The sequence below is a fragment of the Cellvibrio polysaccharolyticus genome, from assembly GCF_015182315.1.
Lineage (GTDB): Bacteria > Pseudomonadota > Gammaproteobacteria > Pseudomonadales > Cellvibrionaceae > Cellvibrio > Cellvibrio polysaccharolyticus.
In genome coordinates, this window is sequence record NZ_PRDL01000001.1 from 126,785 (window position 1) to 141,279 (window position 14,495).

The window sequence follows — 14,495 nt, forward strand, 5'->3', positions numbered from 1 at the left end:
TCAAAAGGCATCGCTTAAACCCCTTTAAAACAAGCACTTGGAGGCCTGCGCCTGACCCGCTGCCGGGGCTACAAATAACCAACCTGTGGATAAACTGTGATTAACCCATGATTATCCTGAGTACAAGCAGGTATAATCCCCGGCCGGGCAAAAAAGCGGTATTTAGATCGAATAATCGACAAATTCATTTGCTTTAAACGGGTAGATTCTATAGAATTCCGCGGCTTTTCACACACCGTGTGATTATTATTTACCGCATAACTAGCAGGTTAGTTTCATGAAAAGAACATTTCAGCCCAGCACTCTCAAGCGCGCTCGCAATCACGGTTTTCGCGCTCGTATGGCTACCAAAAACGGTCGCCTGGTTTTGGCTCGCCGTCGTGCCAAAGGCCGCAAGCAATTAACTGCTTAATCTCCTGTTAATTGCAGACTGCCCCAATCAATGACAGGTCGTCAGAGTGACCAAACACGCGTTTCCAAAATCGCTTCGTTTGCTGCACTCTGGCGACTTTCAGCTGGTTTTTGCTAACCCTCCTTTCCGTGCTTCTCATCAGCATCTGTTGATGCTTGCCCGCCCCAACGGTTTGCCTTGTGCACGTCTGGGATTGGTCATCGCCAAAAAACATGTCCGCCACGCCGTACAACGAAACCGCATGAAGCGCCTGATTCGCGAAAGTTTTCGCCATCGGCAGCAATCTTTACGTGGTTTAGATGTTATTGTACTGGCCCGCAAGGGCATGGATTCGCTGGATAACCGACAGTTGCGAGCACAATTGGAGCCGCAGTGGCAGCGGGTTACACGCAAATATGCGCAGAGCCTGTCGTCACCCGCAGCTGACAACACCCCGGGATAGTTCTGCTATGCGCTGGCTGGCTATAAAACTGATTCATGTTTATCGCTATCTGCTCAGCCCATGGATAGGCAATCAATGCCGCTTTTATCCCACGTGTTCGCACTATGCGGAAGAAGCAATCAACCTTCACGGGATCACCAAAGGGAGTTATCTCACGGTGCGTCGCCTGTTGAAATGTCATCCCTGGCACCAAGGCGGTCTGGATCCTGTACCGGAAAAAACCACCAAATCACACCCAATTGATGGTAGTAAATAAGATGGATTGGCAAAAAAACCTGTTAATTGCGGCAATCATAGCCGTCCTTTTCATGCTGGTTATCCGCTGGAATGACTTTCAGGAATCTCTACCGGCCGCCAACGCTCCGGTCAGCAGTGCCCAGCAAACCGATTTCAATGCGTCTTCCGACGCCGCCACCGCGGGAGATATTCCCAGCCTGCCAGGCACCACACAAGCGGTACCGGTCGCCAATAGCACCAGCACCAACGTGATCAAAGTGGTCACCGATAGCCTGGTGATTGAGATTGATCCGCAAGGCGGCGATATCGTGCATGTGGCTTTGCCCCGTCATTACGATGCGCTGAATACTCCGGACGTACCTTTTGTACTGCTGGATAACCGCGATCATCACACCTATGTTGCGCAAAGTGGTCTGATTGGTGCCAACGGTACCGATAGCGCCGCTGGCCGCCCGCTGTTTACCAGCGCGCAAACTGAATACCGTCTGGCAGATGGCGAAAACCAGCTGAATGTTGATCTGGTTTTCCAGCAAGGCCAGACCACCATCACCAAACGTTTTGTATTCACTCGCAACGAATACCTGGTTAACGTCGATTACCTGATTGATAACCGCAGTGACAGCGTCTGGAGCGGCAATCTCTACGGTCAGATCAAACGTGACAGTCAAAGCTTCCATAAGGTGAGTGCACTGGAGATGAACCCGTTCCTGGGTGCTGCCATCACCACCAACGACGAAAACTACAAGAAGCTCACTTTCAAGGATTTGAATGAAAGTGAATTCCGTACGGTAAAACAGGGTGGCTGGGTTGCCATGGTGCAGCACTACTTCGTCAGCGCCTGGGTTCCCGATGCCAATCAGGAAAACAACTACCACCTGCGCCGTATCGGCAATCAGGATATCTACCTGTTGGGCTTTACCGGTCCGCGCGTTGAAGTAGCGGCTGGTAGCACCGGCTCACTGAGTACCTCTTTCTATGCCGGCCCGAAAGACACCGAGCGACTGGCTGAAATTTCCCGCTATCTGGATCTGACCGTAGATTACGGCTGGTTGTGGTGGATTGCCAAGCCATTGTTCTGGTTGCTGAAGTTTATCCACTCCTTTGTGAATAACTGGGGTCTGGCCATTATCGGTTTGACGCTGGTAGTAAAAGCGGTGTTCTTCCACCTCAGTGCGACCAGCTACCGCTCCATGGCGAGAATGCGCAAACTGGCACCAAAACTGGCTGACCTGAAAGAGCGTTATGGCGATGACCGTCAGAAAATGTCTCAGGAAATGATGAAGCTGTACAAAACCGAGAAGGTAAATCCGCTCGGTGGCTGCTTGCCGATTCTGGTGCAAATGCCGGTGTTCCTGGCGCTGTACTGGACACTGATGGAATCGGTAGAGCTGCGTCACTCGCCGTTCTTCCTGTGGATAACTGACCTGTCGGTAAAAGATCCCTACTTTGTACTGCCGTTGATCATGGGTCTCACCATGTGGCTGCAAATGAAGCTCAACCCGACACCGCCGGACCCAATGCAAGCCCGTATTATGCAGTTGATGCCGGTGGTATTTACCTTCCTGTTCCTGTGGTTCCCGGCCGGTCTGGTATTGTATTGGGTAACCAACAACACGCTGGGTATTCTGCAGCAGTGGTACATTACCCGTCAGATTGAAAAAGCTGACACCACCGCCTGATAATCCGCTGTGACTTTTCATTCCGACACTATTGCCGCCATCGCCACCGCCCCCGGACGGGGTGGTGTCGGCATTGTCCGCGTTTCCGGCCCTTTGGTTAACAAGGTTACTGCAACCCTGCTAAACCAGCCATTACAACCCCGTCACGCTCATTACCTGCCTTTTCTTACCGCCGATGGTCAACTCATCGACGAAGGCATTGCGCTGTTCTTTCCTGGCCCGAATTCTTTTACCGGCGAAGATGTGCTGGAGTTTCAAGGCCATGGCGGCCCGGTTATTCTCGACATGCTATTGCGGGAAATTACCCGGTTAGGTGTGCGCTTGGCCCGACCTGGCGAGTTTTCCGAGCGGGCCTTTCTCAATGACAAACTCGATCTGGCCCAGGCAGAAGCCATTGCCGACCTGATTGAAGCCTCCAGCGAACAGGCCGCCCGCAATGCACTGCAATCCTTGCAGGGTGCTTTTTCGCAGCGCATTAACGAACTGGTAGAAGCGCTGATCCAGCTGCGCATTTATGTCGAAGCGGCGATTGATTTTCCGGAAGAAGAAATCGACTTCCTCAGTGATGGCCACGTCGCCAGCCAGATGCAAACGATAGAACAGGCACTCAACGCGGTTTTCCAGGAAGCCAAACAGGGTGTGCTGGTGCGCGATGGCATGCGCGTAGTGATTGCCGGCCGCCCCAATGCCGGAAAATCCAGCCTGCTCAATGCCCTCAGTGGCCGCGACAGCGCTATTGTTACCAGCATTGAAGGCACCACCCGCGATGTGTTGCGCGAACATATCCATATAGATGGTATGCCGCTGCACATTATTGACACCGCCGGCCTGCGCGAAAGCCCGGACGAAGTAGAGCAAATCGGTATTCAGCGCGCCTGGGATGAAATTCAACAGGCAGATCGTATTTTGCTGCTGGTAGATAGCCGCACGACAGCTGACACCGACGCAGCCACTATTTGGCCGGCGTTTGTTGATCAGTTAGCGGATACCGGCAAATTAACGCTGGTGCGCAACAAAATTGACCTTAGTGAAGAAGCTGCCGGTTTGCGGGTGCAAGGTGCCAACCCTTGTATTGGCATCAGTGCCGCCACCGGTGCCGGTATTGACGCACTGAAACAGCACTTGAAAGAACACATGGGTTTTCAGCAAACCGGTGAAGGTGGCTTTACGGCTCGCCGCCGCCATCTGGATGCTCTGGAACGCGCTCAGGATTATTTGCTGCAAGGCAAACTGCAATTACAAGGCTACGCCGCTGGCGAACTGCTCGCCGAAGATTTACGCCAGGCCCAACACGCGCTGGGCGAAATTACCGGACAATTTACCCCCGACGACCTGCTGGGTCGGATCTTTTCCAGTTTTTGTATCGGTAAATGATCAAAAACTTGCCCTAAATCCGGCATAAGCTCGCGAACACACCGATACTGATAACCAACGAATTCAATCTCATCCGGATTGCCTGACAGCTGATGTCGGGCGTTGGCTGTCATAAACGGAAATTTGCATGAAGAACATGCTCCAGCTTTTCTCCCCTGCCCGCCTGTTACTGCTTGCCTGTCTGGTTCTGCTGGCGGCCTGCTCAATGCAGCCGCCGCGGGAAAGAACCAGCCATACCATGCTACCCGCCGATGAAATTCTCGACACGACGCTGGGTAAGGCGGTTGCAGAGCGCACTGCCAAGCACCCGGGGATGTCCGGTATTCAACCGCTGGCCGATGCGCTGGATGCCTTTTCAGCGCGGGTGTTTCTCGCCCGTATGGCAGAAAAAACCCTCGATGTGCAGTATTACATCTGGCGCAAGGACACCACCGGCACGGTGCTGCTGCATGAACTCTACCAGGCCGCTGAACGCGGGGTGCGGGTGCGTTTGCTGCTGGATGACAACGGCATCTCCGGTATGGACGACTGGCTGGCGCTACTCAACAGCCACCCGAACCTGGAAGTCAGGCTGTTCAATCCCTTTGCCTTGCGCAAGGCACGCATGCTGGGCTTTATTACCGACTTCTCGCGCGCCAACCGGCGTATGCACAACAAATCCTATACTGCCGACCAATCCATCACCATCACCGGTGGGCGTAACGTCGGTGATGAATACTTTGCTGCCACTGACGGCCTTTTGTTTGCTGACCTTGATGTGATTGCCGCTGGCCCGGCGGCAGTTGCCATCAGCGAAGATTTTGACCGCTACTGGGCAAGCCAGTCAGCCTACCCGGTTGATCAGCTGTTCCAGCGCAACACCTCACGTGAAACCCTCGCCAACGAAGCCAGCGCTATCCTCGGCAGCGAAGAAGCCGCCCGCTACGCCGCAGAACTGATGGGCTCCGGGTTTCGCGAACGGCTATTGTCCGGTGATATGCAAATGGAATGGGTAAAAACCCGCCTGGTGAGCGACGACCCGGCAAAAGGCCTGGGCAAAGCCGATGTCAGTGATCTGATGATTTACAGCCTGGCCAAATTGCTTGGCAAACCGGAGCGCAGCCTGGATCTGGTGTCGCCCTATTTCGTGCCCACCAAAGCCGGTGTGGAAGTATTCAGCGCGCTGGCGCAGGAGGGCATTGAAGTGCGCATCCTCACCAATGCTTTGGAAGCCACCGACGTGGCAGCGGTGCATTCCGGTTATGCCAAACGCCGTAAAGCCCTGTTAAAAGCTGGCGTTTTGCTCTATGAAATGCAGAGTAACGCCGTGCGACCCGATGGCGGCAGCGCCGGTATCTTTGGCAGCTCAGGCTCAAGTTTGCACGCCAAAACCTTTGCAATTGACGGAGAACGGGTGTTTATCGGCTCCTTCAACTTTGACCCTCGCTCGGCCAACCTCAATACCGAACTGGGCTTCGTGATTGAAAGTAAAAGCCTGGCCGAAGCGACCGATCGGGTGTTTAGCAAAGAAGTCCCGATTGCCGCTTATCAGGTAAAGCTGGATGATCGCGGCGGGGTTTACTGGTTGCAACACACCGACACCGAACCGGTGATCTATCACACCGAGCCCAATGTGGGCTGGCTGAAACGTGCCGGGGTAAAAATCATGTCATGGCTACCCATTGAGTGGCTACTCTGAACCAGACCACAAGGTTGGTTGTCAGCTTGAAAGACGCCTGGTTTGAAAGCGCAACCTTGAGCGTTTACCCTTATTGCCCTGAACCGCTGAAAGGAACCCTGCTACGTGTTACATGAAATTGCACAATTGATGGGTCTGGTGGGTGTCGGTTTGCTGTTAATGCTACCGCTGGCCAACCCGCTCACGTCAATGTCTTTGTTGATGGCATTGGGTAAATCGTTTACTGAAGAAGAACGCAATCGTCAGATCAATCAGGCTACCGGGTATGTGATCGGTATTATGCTGGTGGCCTATTACGGTGGGAATCTGGTGATGGATGCCTTCGGGATCTCCATTCCCGGGTTACGTATTGCCGGTGGGCTGATTGTGTCCTACATCGGTTTCAGCATGCTATTTCCCAATAACACCCTGGACAGCATTCCTGAAGCCGATCAAACCGCCGATGCTATTCGCCGCCGTGAAACCCCCAATATTGCCTTTGTGCCTCTTGCCCTGCCTGGTACTGCCGGCCCGGGTACCATCGCGATGATTATCAGCGCTACCTCCACCTTGAAAGCCAGCCCGGAGGTTTATCCGGTGTGGGTGGTGTTGCTGTCACCCTTGTTGATTTTCTTTACCCTGGGCGGGATTTTCTGGATCTGTTTACGTTCATCCAAACAGCTGGTTACCCTGGCGGGACCAGGTGGTATTGAAGCGATTTCGCGGATTATGGGTTTTATGCTGATTTGTATGGGCGTTCAGTTCGTGATTAATGGCATCGTTGAAATTACTACCTCCTTACATATACCACCTCAATAAAACCGATTTTTCTCTACGGCATCTGGTCTGTATCGCTATCAGACTCGCCGTGAATGCATCCCTGCAGGCTCGACTGCCGCATCCCTGCGGCAGACGGTCTGATAGCGATACAGACCAGATACCTCATTAACTCCGTGCGTTAACGAACCCTTTTAAAACCCCTTTCACAACCGGATTTCTCCTATCTTCACTGATCGATTACTGCGATTTGGCAGGATTTATTCACTTTTGAAATAAATTTTTTACTCATGCACACTCGATAAGTGCTTTTTTTAGCGAATAAAAAGAAATTTCTATTTTTATTCACAACCCGCGGTTATTTCCTCAATCCAGGTTTTTCAAGGACTTATCACCAGTCTGTGGATAACTCTATTCAACTTACCCACCGCCCGATAAAGCTCACTTACGACACTTATCCACATTTGTTCACAGGTTTATGCAGCAAACAGTTGTTTTTATTATTTTTTTGGTTAATCAATATCCAAAATGTGGATAACCATGAGGATGGCGCTACCAGGAAGCTGAACATCGAATTGTGGATAACCCGGCTTTTCAGTTTTTCATGTATAAGTCATCAAGTTAACCACCGCTTATTTGCCCCTTTCCGGCAGCTTTCCAAGCGCTTTCCAATGCGGTTATTAACTTTTTAACCAATTGATTTATATAGTATAAATAGGCTTATCCACATTTTTTATCACCCATATATATAACAACATCTTTAAAAAACTCTTTCATTAAATAACTTTATTTATTTTTCATTAGATAAGTATTTATGTTGTAACGCAGAAAAAAACGTTAAAGCCGGGCAAAAATAGTTTGCGCAAGTTTTGTACAATTTTAAAAAGCATCTCTATAATGGCGCCCCCCTGGTGAAGGTGTTCTGCCTTTACCCTAAAATGCGCGCTCTGTTGGTTTAACTGTGAGGCATCACTGCCATGATTTTTCCTGAACACTTCGATGTCATCGTGATCGGCGGCGGACATGCCGGTACCGAAGCGTGTCTGGCGGCTGCCAGAATGGGCAGCAAAACCCTGTTGCTGAGCCATAACATCGAAACCCTGGGGCAAATGTCCTGTAATCCGGCCATTGGCGGGATTGGCAAAAGCCATCTGGTGAAGGAAATTGATGCACTGGGTGGTGCCATGGCACTGGCAACCGACAAAGGCGGTATTCAGTTTCGTGTGTTGAATGCCCGTAAAGGGCCTGCGGTGCGTGCTACCCGTGCTCAGGCTGACCGCATCCTGTACAAGGCGGCAATTCGCGATATGCTGGAAAATCAGCCGAATTTGTGGCTGTTTCAGCAAGCGGCTGATGATCTGATTGTGGAAAACGATCAGGTGCGTGGCGTTATCACGCAAATGGGCTTGAAATTTTATGCCCGCTCGGTAGTGCTTACCGCCGGTACTTTCCTCGGTGGCTTGATTCACATAGGTTTGCAGAACCATTCCGGTGGTCGCGCCGGTGATCCGCCGTCTATCGCGCTATCTAGACGTTTGCGCGAGTTGCCGCTGCGCGTGGATCGCCTGAAAACCGGTACGCCGCCGCGTATTGACGCCCGTACCGTAAATTTTGAAGGCCTTGAAAAACAATGGGGCGACGAACCGCGCCCGGTGATGTCGGTACGTGGCAACAGTGCCATGCAGCCGGAGCAAATGTGCTGCTGGATTACCCATACCAACGCCAAAACTCACGACATTATTCGCGGTGGGCTGGATCGCTCGCCGATGTATTCCGGGGTGATCGAGGGCATCGGCCCGCGCTATTGCCCGTCGATCGAAGACAAAATTCATCGCTTTGCCGACAAGGATTCACACCAGGTGTTTATCGAGCCGGAAGGCTTGACCACCCATGAGCTGTATCCAAACGGCATTTCCACCAGTTTGCCGTTTGATGTGCAGATGAACCTGGTGCGTTCGATCAAAGGCTTTGAAAATGCCCACATCGTTCGTCCGGGCTACGCCATCGAGTACGATTATTTCAACCCGCAGGATTTGAAACACAGTCTCGAAACCAAAGTGATTGGCGGTTTGTTCTTTGCCGGTCAAATCAACGGCACCACCGGTTACGAAGAAGCCGGTGCGCAAGGTTTGTTGGCCGGTTTGAACGCTTCATTGCTGGCGCAAGACAAAGAGCCATGGGCGCCGCGTCGTGATGAAGCTTATTTGGGGGTGTTGGTCGACGACCTGATTACGCTGGGAACCCGCGAACCCTATCGGATGTTTACCAGTCGCGCCGAATACCGGTTGTTGCTGCGCGAAGACAATGCCGATTTGCGTTTGACCGAAAAAGGCCGCGAGCTGGGGCTGGTTGGTGACGAACAGTGGCGGTCGTTTTGCGACAAGCGTGAGCAGATCGAACTGGAACAGCAGCGTTTGCGCGCCACCTGGATTCAGGCCGGTTCACCGGAAGCGGCGGCCATTGAAGCCAAAGTGCAAACCCGTTTGCTGCGTGAGTACAATTTGTACGATCTGCTGAAGCGTCCGGAATTGGGTTACGCCGACGTCGCCAGCCTCAAAGGCGAGCCGGTGGAAAACGCCACGGTTGCCGAGCAAATTGAAATTGAAGCCAAGTATTCCGGGTACATTGATCGCCAGCAGGAAGAAATTGATCGCTTGCGTCAGTACGAAAACACGCCGATTCCGGCGGATTTTGACTTCACCAAAGTGGAAGGTTTGTCCAACGAAGTGAAAGGCAAATTGACCGCAGCGCGTCCGGCAACCCTGGCGCATGCGTCGCGTATCTCCGGCGTTACTCCGGCGGCGATTTCCCAGTTGATGCTGTATTTGAAAAAGCACGGCTTGTTGAAAAAGGTCAAAGCGCCCGTCGATGACGAGCAACAACTGACCGGTTGATGGCGTGACTGATAAGTAATCCGGCCAAAATGCCCTGTCATTTTGGCCGTTTTTATTTCCGTTTTTTAACCCCCGTGCGAGGGGTAGAAGGATTCCCGGTTTGAGTAATTCGGAACAACAGTGGTTGCAAACCCTGCAACGCGGTCTGGCAGCTTTACAGATCAACCTGACAGAACATCAGCAGCAATTGCTGATCCGCTATCTGGCAGAGTTCAACAAGTGGAACAAAGCCTACAACCTGTCGGCGATTCGCGATCCGCAGCAGATGATCAGCCGCCATCTGCTGGACAGCCTGAGCGTGGTGCCCTGGTTTCAATCGGCGTCTGGCCAGACGGCAAAAAATGTCATCGACGTCGGCACCGGTGGCGGTTTGCCCGGTATTCCCCTGGCGATTGTGTTTCCGGAACGGCAATTCACCCTGCTTGACAGCGCCGGCAAGAAAACCCGTTTTCTGTTCCACGTTAAAACTCAACTCGGGCTCGCCAATGTGACGGTAGAAAACCGCCGGGTTGAGCAGTATCAGCCCGCGGTGTTATTTGATGCGGTGATCAGCCGCGCCTTCGCCAGTCTGCAAGACATGATCGGCGGCTGCCGCCATTTGCTGGTGGACGAAGGTTTGTTTTTGGCCATGAAGGGCATTTTTCCGGAAGACGAATTGCAGCCGGTGCAAGCGCTGGTCAACCTCGAGGAAACCCATCCGCTTAGCGTGCCGGATTCCGAAGGCGAGCGGCATTTACTGGTGTTGCGACCGCGTAACCCGGCGGCCTGAACTTGATATTCATTGCAGATGCGCGGTTTGCCGGTTGCCGACAGCTCGCAACTGCCACACAATAGCCGGTTTTCGACCGCCAGGATCCTAAGGAAAAACTTGTGACCAGGATTTACGCTATAGCCAATCAGAAAGGTGGAGTGGGTAAAACGACCACCTGCGTCAACCTGTCTGCCTCGCTGGTTGCCACCGGCAAGCGGGTGTTACTGGTCGACCTCGATCCGCAAGGCAACGCCACCATGGGCAGTGGCATCGACAAAAATGCGCTGGAAAAAAGCATTTATCACGTGCTCACCCGCCGCGCTACCATCGACGAATGCCTGCTTTTTTCCGAGAGCGGCAAATACCATGTGCTGCCCGGTAACGGCGATCTGACCGCTGCCGAAGTGGAAATGTTGTCGCTGGATAACCGCGAACGCCTGTTGCAACAGGCGTTGCAATCGGTGCGCGACCGCTTTGATTACATCCTCATCGACTGTCCGCCGTCGCTGAATATGCTGACCATCAACGCCCTGGCAGCCTGCGACAGTGTCATCATCACCATGCAGTGCGAGTACTATGCGCTGGAAGGTTTGTCCGCGCTGGCCAACACCATCAACCAGATTCAGCAGGTGCTTAACCCGGCGCTGAAAATCGAGGGGTTGTTGCGTACCATGTGGGACCCGCGTAACAGCCTGACCAACGATGTATCCGCGCAGTTAACGCAACACTTCGGTGACCGCGTCTACCGCACTTGCATCCCGCGCAATGTGCGCCTGGCCGAAGCGCCCAGTTTTGGCCAACCGGTACTGGCGTTTGATCGTCAGTCGAAGGGCGCCATTGCCTATCTGGCACTGGCCGGGGAAATTTTGCGTCGCAACGAACCGAATGCCAAATTGCCGGACATCGTCTCCCAGGAAAAATAAGCGCAACCGCGCACCGTGATTGAACGCCACCGAAAAAAACAGGCAAATAGTTATGTCGACAAAACGCAAAGGCTTGGGTAAGGGACTGGATGCGCTGCTGAGTGCCGGTATCGGCATTGGCGCAACTTCGGCCACTGCTCCGCAGTCCGCTCCTGTGGTCGCCTCGCCTGACAGCGAACCGGCTGATGGCCGCTTTGCCCGCATCCCGGTGGAATTCTGTCAGCGCGGTAAATACCAGCCGCGCCGCGACATGCACCCGGAGCAGCTGGAAGAACTCGCCGAGTCCATCAAAGCCCAGGGCGTGATGCAGCCGATCGTAGTGCGCAAAATTGGCGAGGATAAATACGAAATCATCGCCGGTGAACGCCGCTGGCGTGCCACCCAGCTGGCCGGGATGGAAACTATTCCGGCGATTGTGCGTGTTGTTACCGACGAAGCCGCCATCGCCATGGCGCTGATTGAAAATATCCAGCGGGAAGATCTTAACCCGATCGAAGAAGCGGTCGCGCTGAAGCGCTTGCAGGACGAGTTTGAGCTGACGCACCAGGAAGTGGCACAGGCGGTTGGTAAATCGCGTACCACCGTAACCAACCTGCTGCGGTTGATGAGTCTCACCGAAGAAGTAAAAACCTTGCTGGAGCATGGCGACCTGGAAATGGGACATGCCCGTGCACTGCTGACCCTGGCAGAAGCGGATCAGCGTGATATCGCCCGTCAGGTGGTGGCGAAAGGTTTATCGGTTCGCCAAACCGAGACGCTGGTGCGTCAATTCCAGGAAAACAGCGAAAAAATTAAACAAAAAATCCCCATGGCACCTTCTGCCGATATCCGCCGTCTCGAAGAAAGTCTTTCCGACCGTCTCGGCGCCGGTGTAGAAATCCAGCACAGCGCCAAAGGCAAGGGCAAACTGGTGATCAACTACAATTCTCTCGATGAACTCGACGGAATTCTTGCGCACATCAAGTAAGGCCCTGCCAGACTTTTGTGCAAAATCCTTTCAAATCAGCGGCAAGTGTTGCAGATTTAAACTTGCTGCTGAAATTTAATCCCCCTATAATGCTGCGGCTCAGTCAATGAGGCATGTTTTATGCACCATTGTTGGGCATTTGGTTTTTTTAGCGGCAAAAACGTCGAAAATTGAGAAATAGAACGCCTGAACCAGGTCGACTCCGCCAAAGTACTGTTCACAAGCCACCGGTTTTGCAGCGATTGCTGATTCTCTGGATGGTGTTGATAGTGATGTCAGTGGCGGTAATGCCGATAGATCCCCGATGGGGTCTGTCACTTTTATGGGGTTTTTCGGTCTGTCTGTTACCCGCAGTTTGCTTTACCTGGTATGCGTTTCGATACCGGGGCGCGCGCGTGGTCATAGCTTCGGTAAAAATGTTTTATCGAGCCGAAACGGTAAAATTCTTTCTCACTGCAATCCTGTTTGCCGTGGTGTTTCACCATGCGGACAAGATTAGCACGGCTGTTTTTTTTCTCGCGTTCGTCGCCGCTCAAATAGCGTCGTGGCTGGTTTCCGCCATGACCATCAAGCCAGGTTCTGGTAAGTAACCTTCATTCAATTTTTGTACAGTTGAGAGAAAGCGATGGCAGCAGACGGGTATTCCCCCACTACTACCGAGTATATTCAGCACCACTTGACCAACTGGACCTATGGCAAATTGCCGGCCGGTACTTATTGCGATGGTACTCGTGTTCAGGAATCCACCAATTGGGTTGTGGCTCACTGCTCGGAAGAAATGAGCGCAATGGGCTTTAATGCCATCCATCTTGACTCTATGGCCTGGTCCATTGGTCTGGGTTTTATTTTTCTATTGTTTTTCCGCATGGCAGCGAAAAAAGCACACGCCGGTGTTCCTTCCGGTCTGCTGAATTTTGTTGAAATGGTCGTCGATTTTATCGACAAAGTGGTGAAAGACAGCTTCCAGCACAAAAACAAACTGATCGCTCCGATGGCATTGACCATTTTCGTCTGGGTATTCCTGATGAACCTGATGGATCTGGTGCCGGTGGACTGGATTCCAATGCTGGTGGCAAATGTTATTGTTGGCGATCCGCACTTCTACTTCAAAATCGTACCGACCACTGATCCCAACGTTACCCTGGGTCTGAGCTTCTCGGTATTTGCCCTGATGATTTTCTTCAGCATCACCAACAAAGGCTTCATGGGCTTTGTCAAAGAACTGACCATGCACCCTTTCCACAGCGGCAAGTGGTACGTTGATATCTTCCTGATTCCGGTCAACCTGGTACTGGAGCTGGTTGGTCTATTGGCCAAGCCGGTTTCTCTGGGCCTGCGACTGTTCGGCAACATGTATGCCGGTGAAATGATATTTATCCTGATCGCCACCATGTTTGGTGCCGGTTTATTCCTCGGCTTGTTCGCAGGTTTACTGCAACTCGGCTGGGCAATCTTCCATATTCTGATTATTACTCTGCAGGCATTTGTCTTCATGGTTCTGACCATCGTGTATATGTCGATGGCTCACCATGTAGAAGAGGAAGATCAGTTTAATCACTAGTTTTTTGTTTTACCTTTAACCTTTGTTTTTTTTAACTTTTGAGGAGATACATCATGGGTTTGGCTCTGATCGCTGTTGCACTGTTGATTGGTTTTGGTGCTCTGGGAACTGCTATTGGTTTCGGTATTCTGGGCGGTAAATTGCTCGAAGGTTCTGCGCGTCAGCCGGAACTGGCTCCGATGCTGCAGGGCAAAATGTTCCTGATCGCCGGTTTGCTTGATGCTGTGCCAATGATTGGCGTAGGTATCGGCATGTACGTTCTGTTTGTTCTTGTTCCTGGTTTGGCTTGATAAGACACAGTTCGTACGCACAGAACTTCCTAACACAGAGGTATCGGCGTGAACCTGAATTTAACACTTATTGGACAATCGATTACGTTCTTTGTATTTGTCTGGTTCTGCATGAAGTTTGTGTGGCCATTCATTACCAAAGCAATGGACGAGCGTCAAAAAATCATTGCTGATGGTCTCGCAGCCGCGGACCGTGCTGGCAAGGATCTCGAACTGGCGCAGGAAAAAGCTACACAAACCCTGCACAAAGCCAAACAGGAAGCTGCAGCTATTCTGGAATCTGCCAACAAGCGCTCTGCGCAAATTGTTGAAGAAGCCAGAGAAATTGCTCGCGTTGAAGCTGATCGCATCAAAACCGCTGCCCAGGCAGATGTTGAACTTGAGATCAACCGCGCGAAAGAAGCCCTGCGTTCACAAGTCGCTGTACTGGCAATTGCCGGTGCCGAGAAGGTTCTTGAAGCTTCGGTAAACGAAGATACTCACAGAGCCATGATCGACAAACTGGCTGCCAGCCTTTAAGCGAGGTGAATT

Annotated in this window: 15 protein-coding genes; all 15 read left to right on the top strand. The window is 52.2% G+C overall.

Going from position 1 to position 14,495, the window contains the following annotated elements; translation table 11 throughout:
- Positions 1-277 precede the first annotated feature (277 nt).
- Entirely contained in the window at positions 278-412 is a 135-nt protein-coding gene (rpmH, locus tag C4F51_RS00530) for a 50S ribosomal protein L34 (RefSeq protein ID WP_193906185.1), read from the top strand.
- A gap of 46 nt (positions 413-458) precedes the next feature.
- A complete protein-coding gene (gene rnpA, locus C4F51_RS00535) occupies positions 459-854 on the top strand; it encodes a ribonuclease P protein component (RefSeq protein ID WP_193906186.1) in 396 nt (131 codons plus the stop codon).
- A gap of 7 nt (positions 855-861) precedes the next feature.
- On the top strand, positions 862-1,110 hold the full coding sequence (yidD, locus tag C4F51_RS00540) for a membrane protein insertion efficiency factor YidD (protein ID WP_235992245.1): 249 nt from the start codon (positions 862-864) through the stop codon (positions 1,108-1,110).
- A gap of 1 nt (position 1,111) precedes the next feature.
- A complete protein-coding gene (gene yidC / locus C4F51_RS00545; protein ID WP_193906189.1) occupies positions 1,112-2,770 on the top strand; it encodes a membrane protein insertase YidC in 1,659 nt (552 codons plus the stop codon).
- A gap of 9 nt (positions 2,771-2,779) precedes the next feature.
- Positions 2,780-4,144: a tRNA uridine-5-carboxymethylaminomethyl(34) synthesis GTPase MnmE gene (gene mnmE / locus C4F51_RS00550; RefSeq protein WP_193906191.1), complete on the top strand. Its 1,365-nt coding sequence runs from the start codon at positions 2,780-2,782 to the stop codon at positions 4,142-4,144.
- 127 nt (positions 4,145-4,271) lie between these two features.
- A complete protein-coding gene (locus tag C4F51_RS00555) occupies positions 4,272-5,822 on the top strand; it encodes a phospholipase D family protein (RefSeq protein ID WP_193906193.1) in 1,551 nt (516 codons plus the stop codon).
- Between the two features lie 105 nt (positions 5,823-5,927).
- Positions 5,928-6,620, top strand: a complete 693-nt coding sequence (locus C4F51_RS00560) for a MarC family NAAT transporter (protein WP_328701278.1) — start codon at positions 5,928-5,930, stop codon at positions 6,618-6,620.
- Positions 6,621-7,555: 935 nt separating this feature from the next.
- A complete protein-coding gene (gene mnmG / locus C4F51_RS00565) occupies positions 7,556-9,472 on the top strand; it encodes a tRNA uridine-5-carboxymethylaminomethyl(34) synthesis enzyme MnmG (RefSeq protein WP_193906195.1) in 1,917 nt (638 codons plus the stop codon).
- A gap of 100 nt (positions 9,473-9,572) precedes the next feature.
- Positions 9,573-10,241 carry a 16S rRNA (guanine(527)-N(7))-methyltransferase RsmG gene (gene rsmG, locus C4F51_RS00570; protein ID WP_193906197.1) on the top strand — a complete coding sequence of 223 codons (669 nt, stop codon included), beginning with the start codon at positions 9,573-9,575 and terminating at the stop codon, positions 10,239-10,241.
- 101 nt (positions 10,242-10,342) lie between these two features.
- Complete coding sequence (locus tag C4F51_RS00575; RefSeq protein ID WP_193906199.1) at positions 10,343-11,146, top strand: ParA family protein; 804 nt, start codon at positions 10,343-10,345, stop codon at positions 11,144-11,146.
- Positions 11,147-11,198: 52 nt separating this feature from the next.
- The gene (locus tag C4F51_RS00580; RefSeq protein ID WP_193906201.1) at positions 11,199-12,113 is read left to right on the top strand and encodes a ParB/RepB/Spo0J family partition protein; all 915 of its coding nucleotides are present in this window, start codon (positions 11,199-11,201) and stop codon (positions 12,111-12,113) included.
- A gap of 242 nt (positions 12,114-12,355) precedes the next feature.
- Entirely contained in the window at positions 12,356-12,703 is a 348-nt protein-coding gene (locus tag C4F51_RS00585) for an ATP synthase subunit I (protein WP_202987571.1), read from the top strand.
- 35 nt (positions 12,704-12,738) lie between these two features.
- Positions 12,739-13,674, top strand: coding sequence for a F0F1 ATP synthase subunit A (gene atpB / locus C4F51_RS00590; protein ID WP_193906203.1), 936 nt, complete (start codon positions 12,739-12,741; stop codon positions 13,672-13,674).
- A 53-nt stretch (positions 13,675-13,727) separates the two neighbouring features.
- A complete protein-coding gene (gene atpE / locus C4F51_RS00595; protein WP_193906205.1) occupies positions 13,728-13,964 on the top strand; it encodes a F0F1 ATP synthase subunit C in 237 nt (78 codons plus the stop codon).
- Between the two features lie 48 nt (positions 13,965-14,012).
- Entirely contained in the window at positions 14,013-14,483 is a 471-nt protein-coding gene (locus C4F51_RS00600; protein WP_193906207.1) for a F0F1 ATP synthase subunit B, read from the top strand.
- Positions 14,484-14,495: the final 12 nt, after the last annotated feature.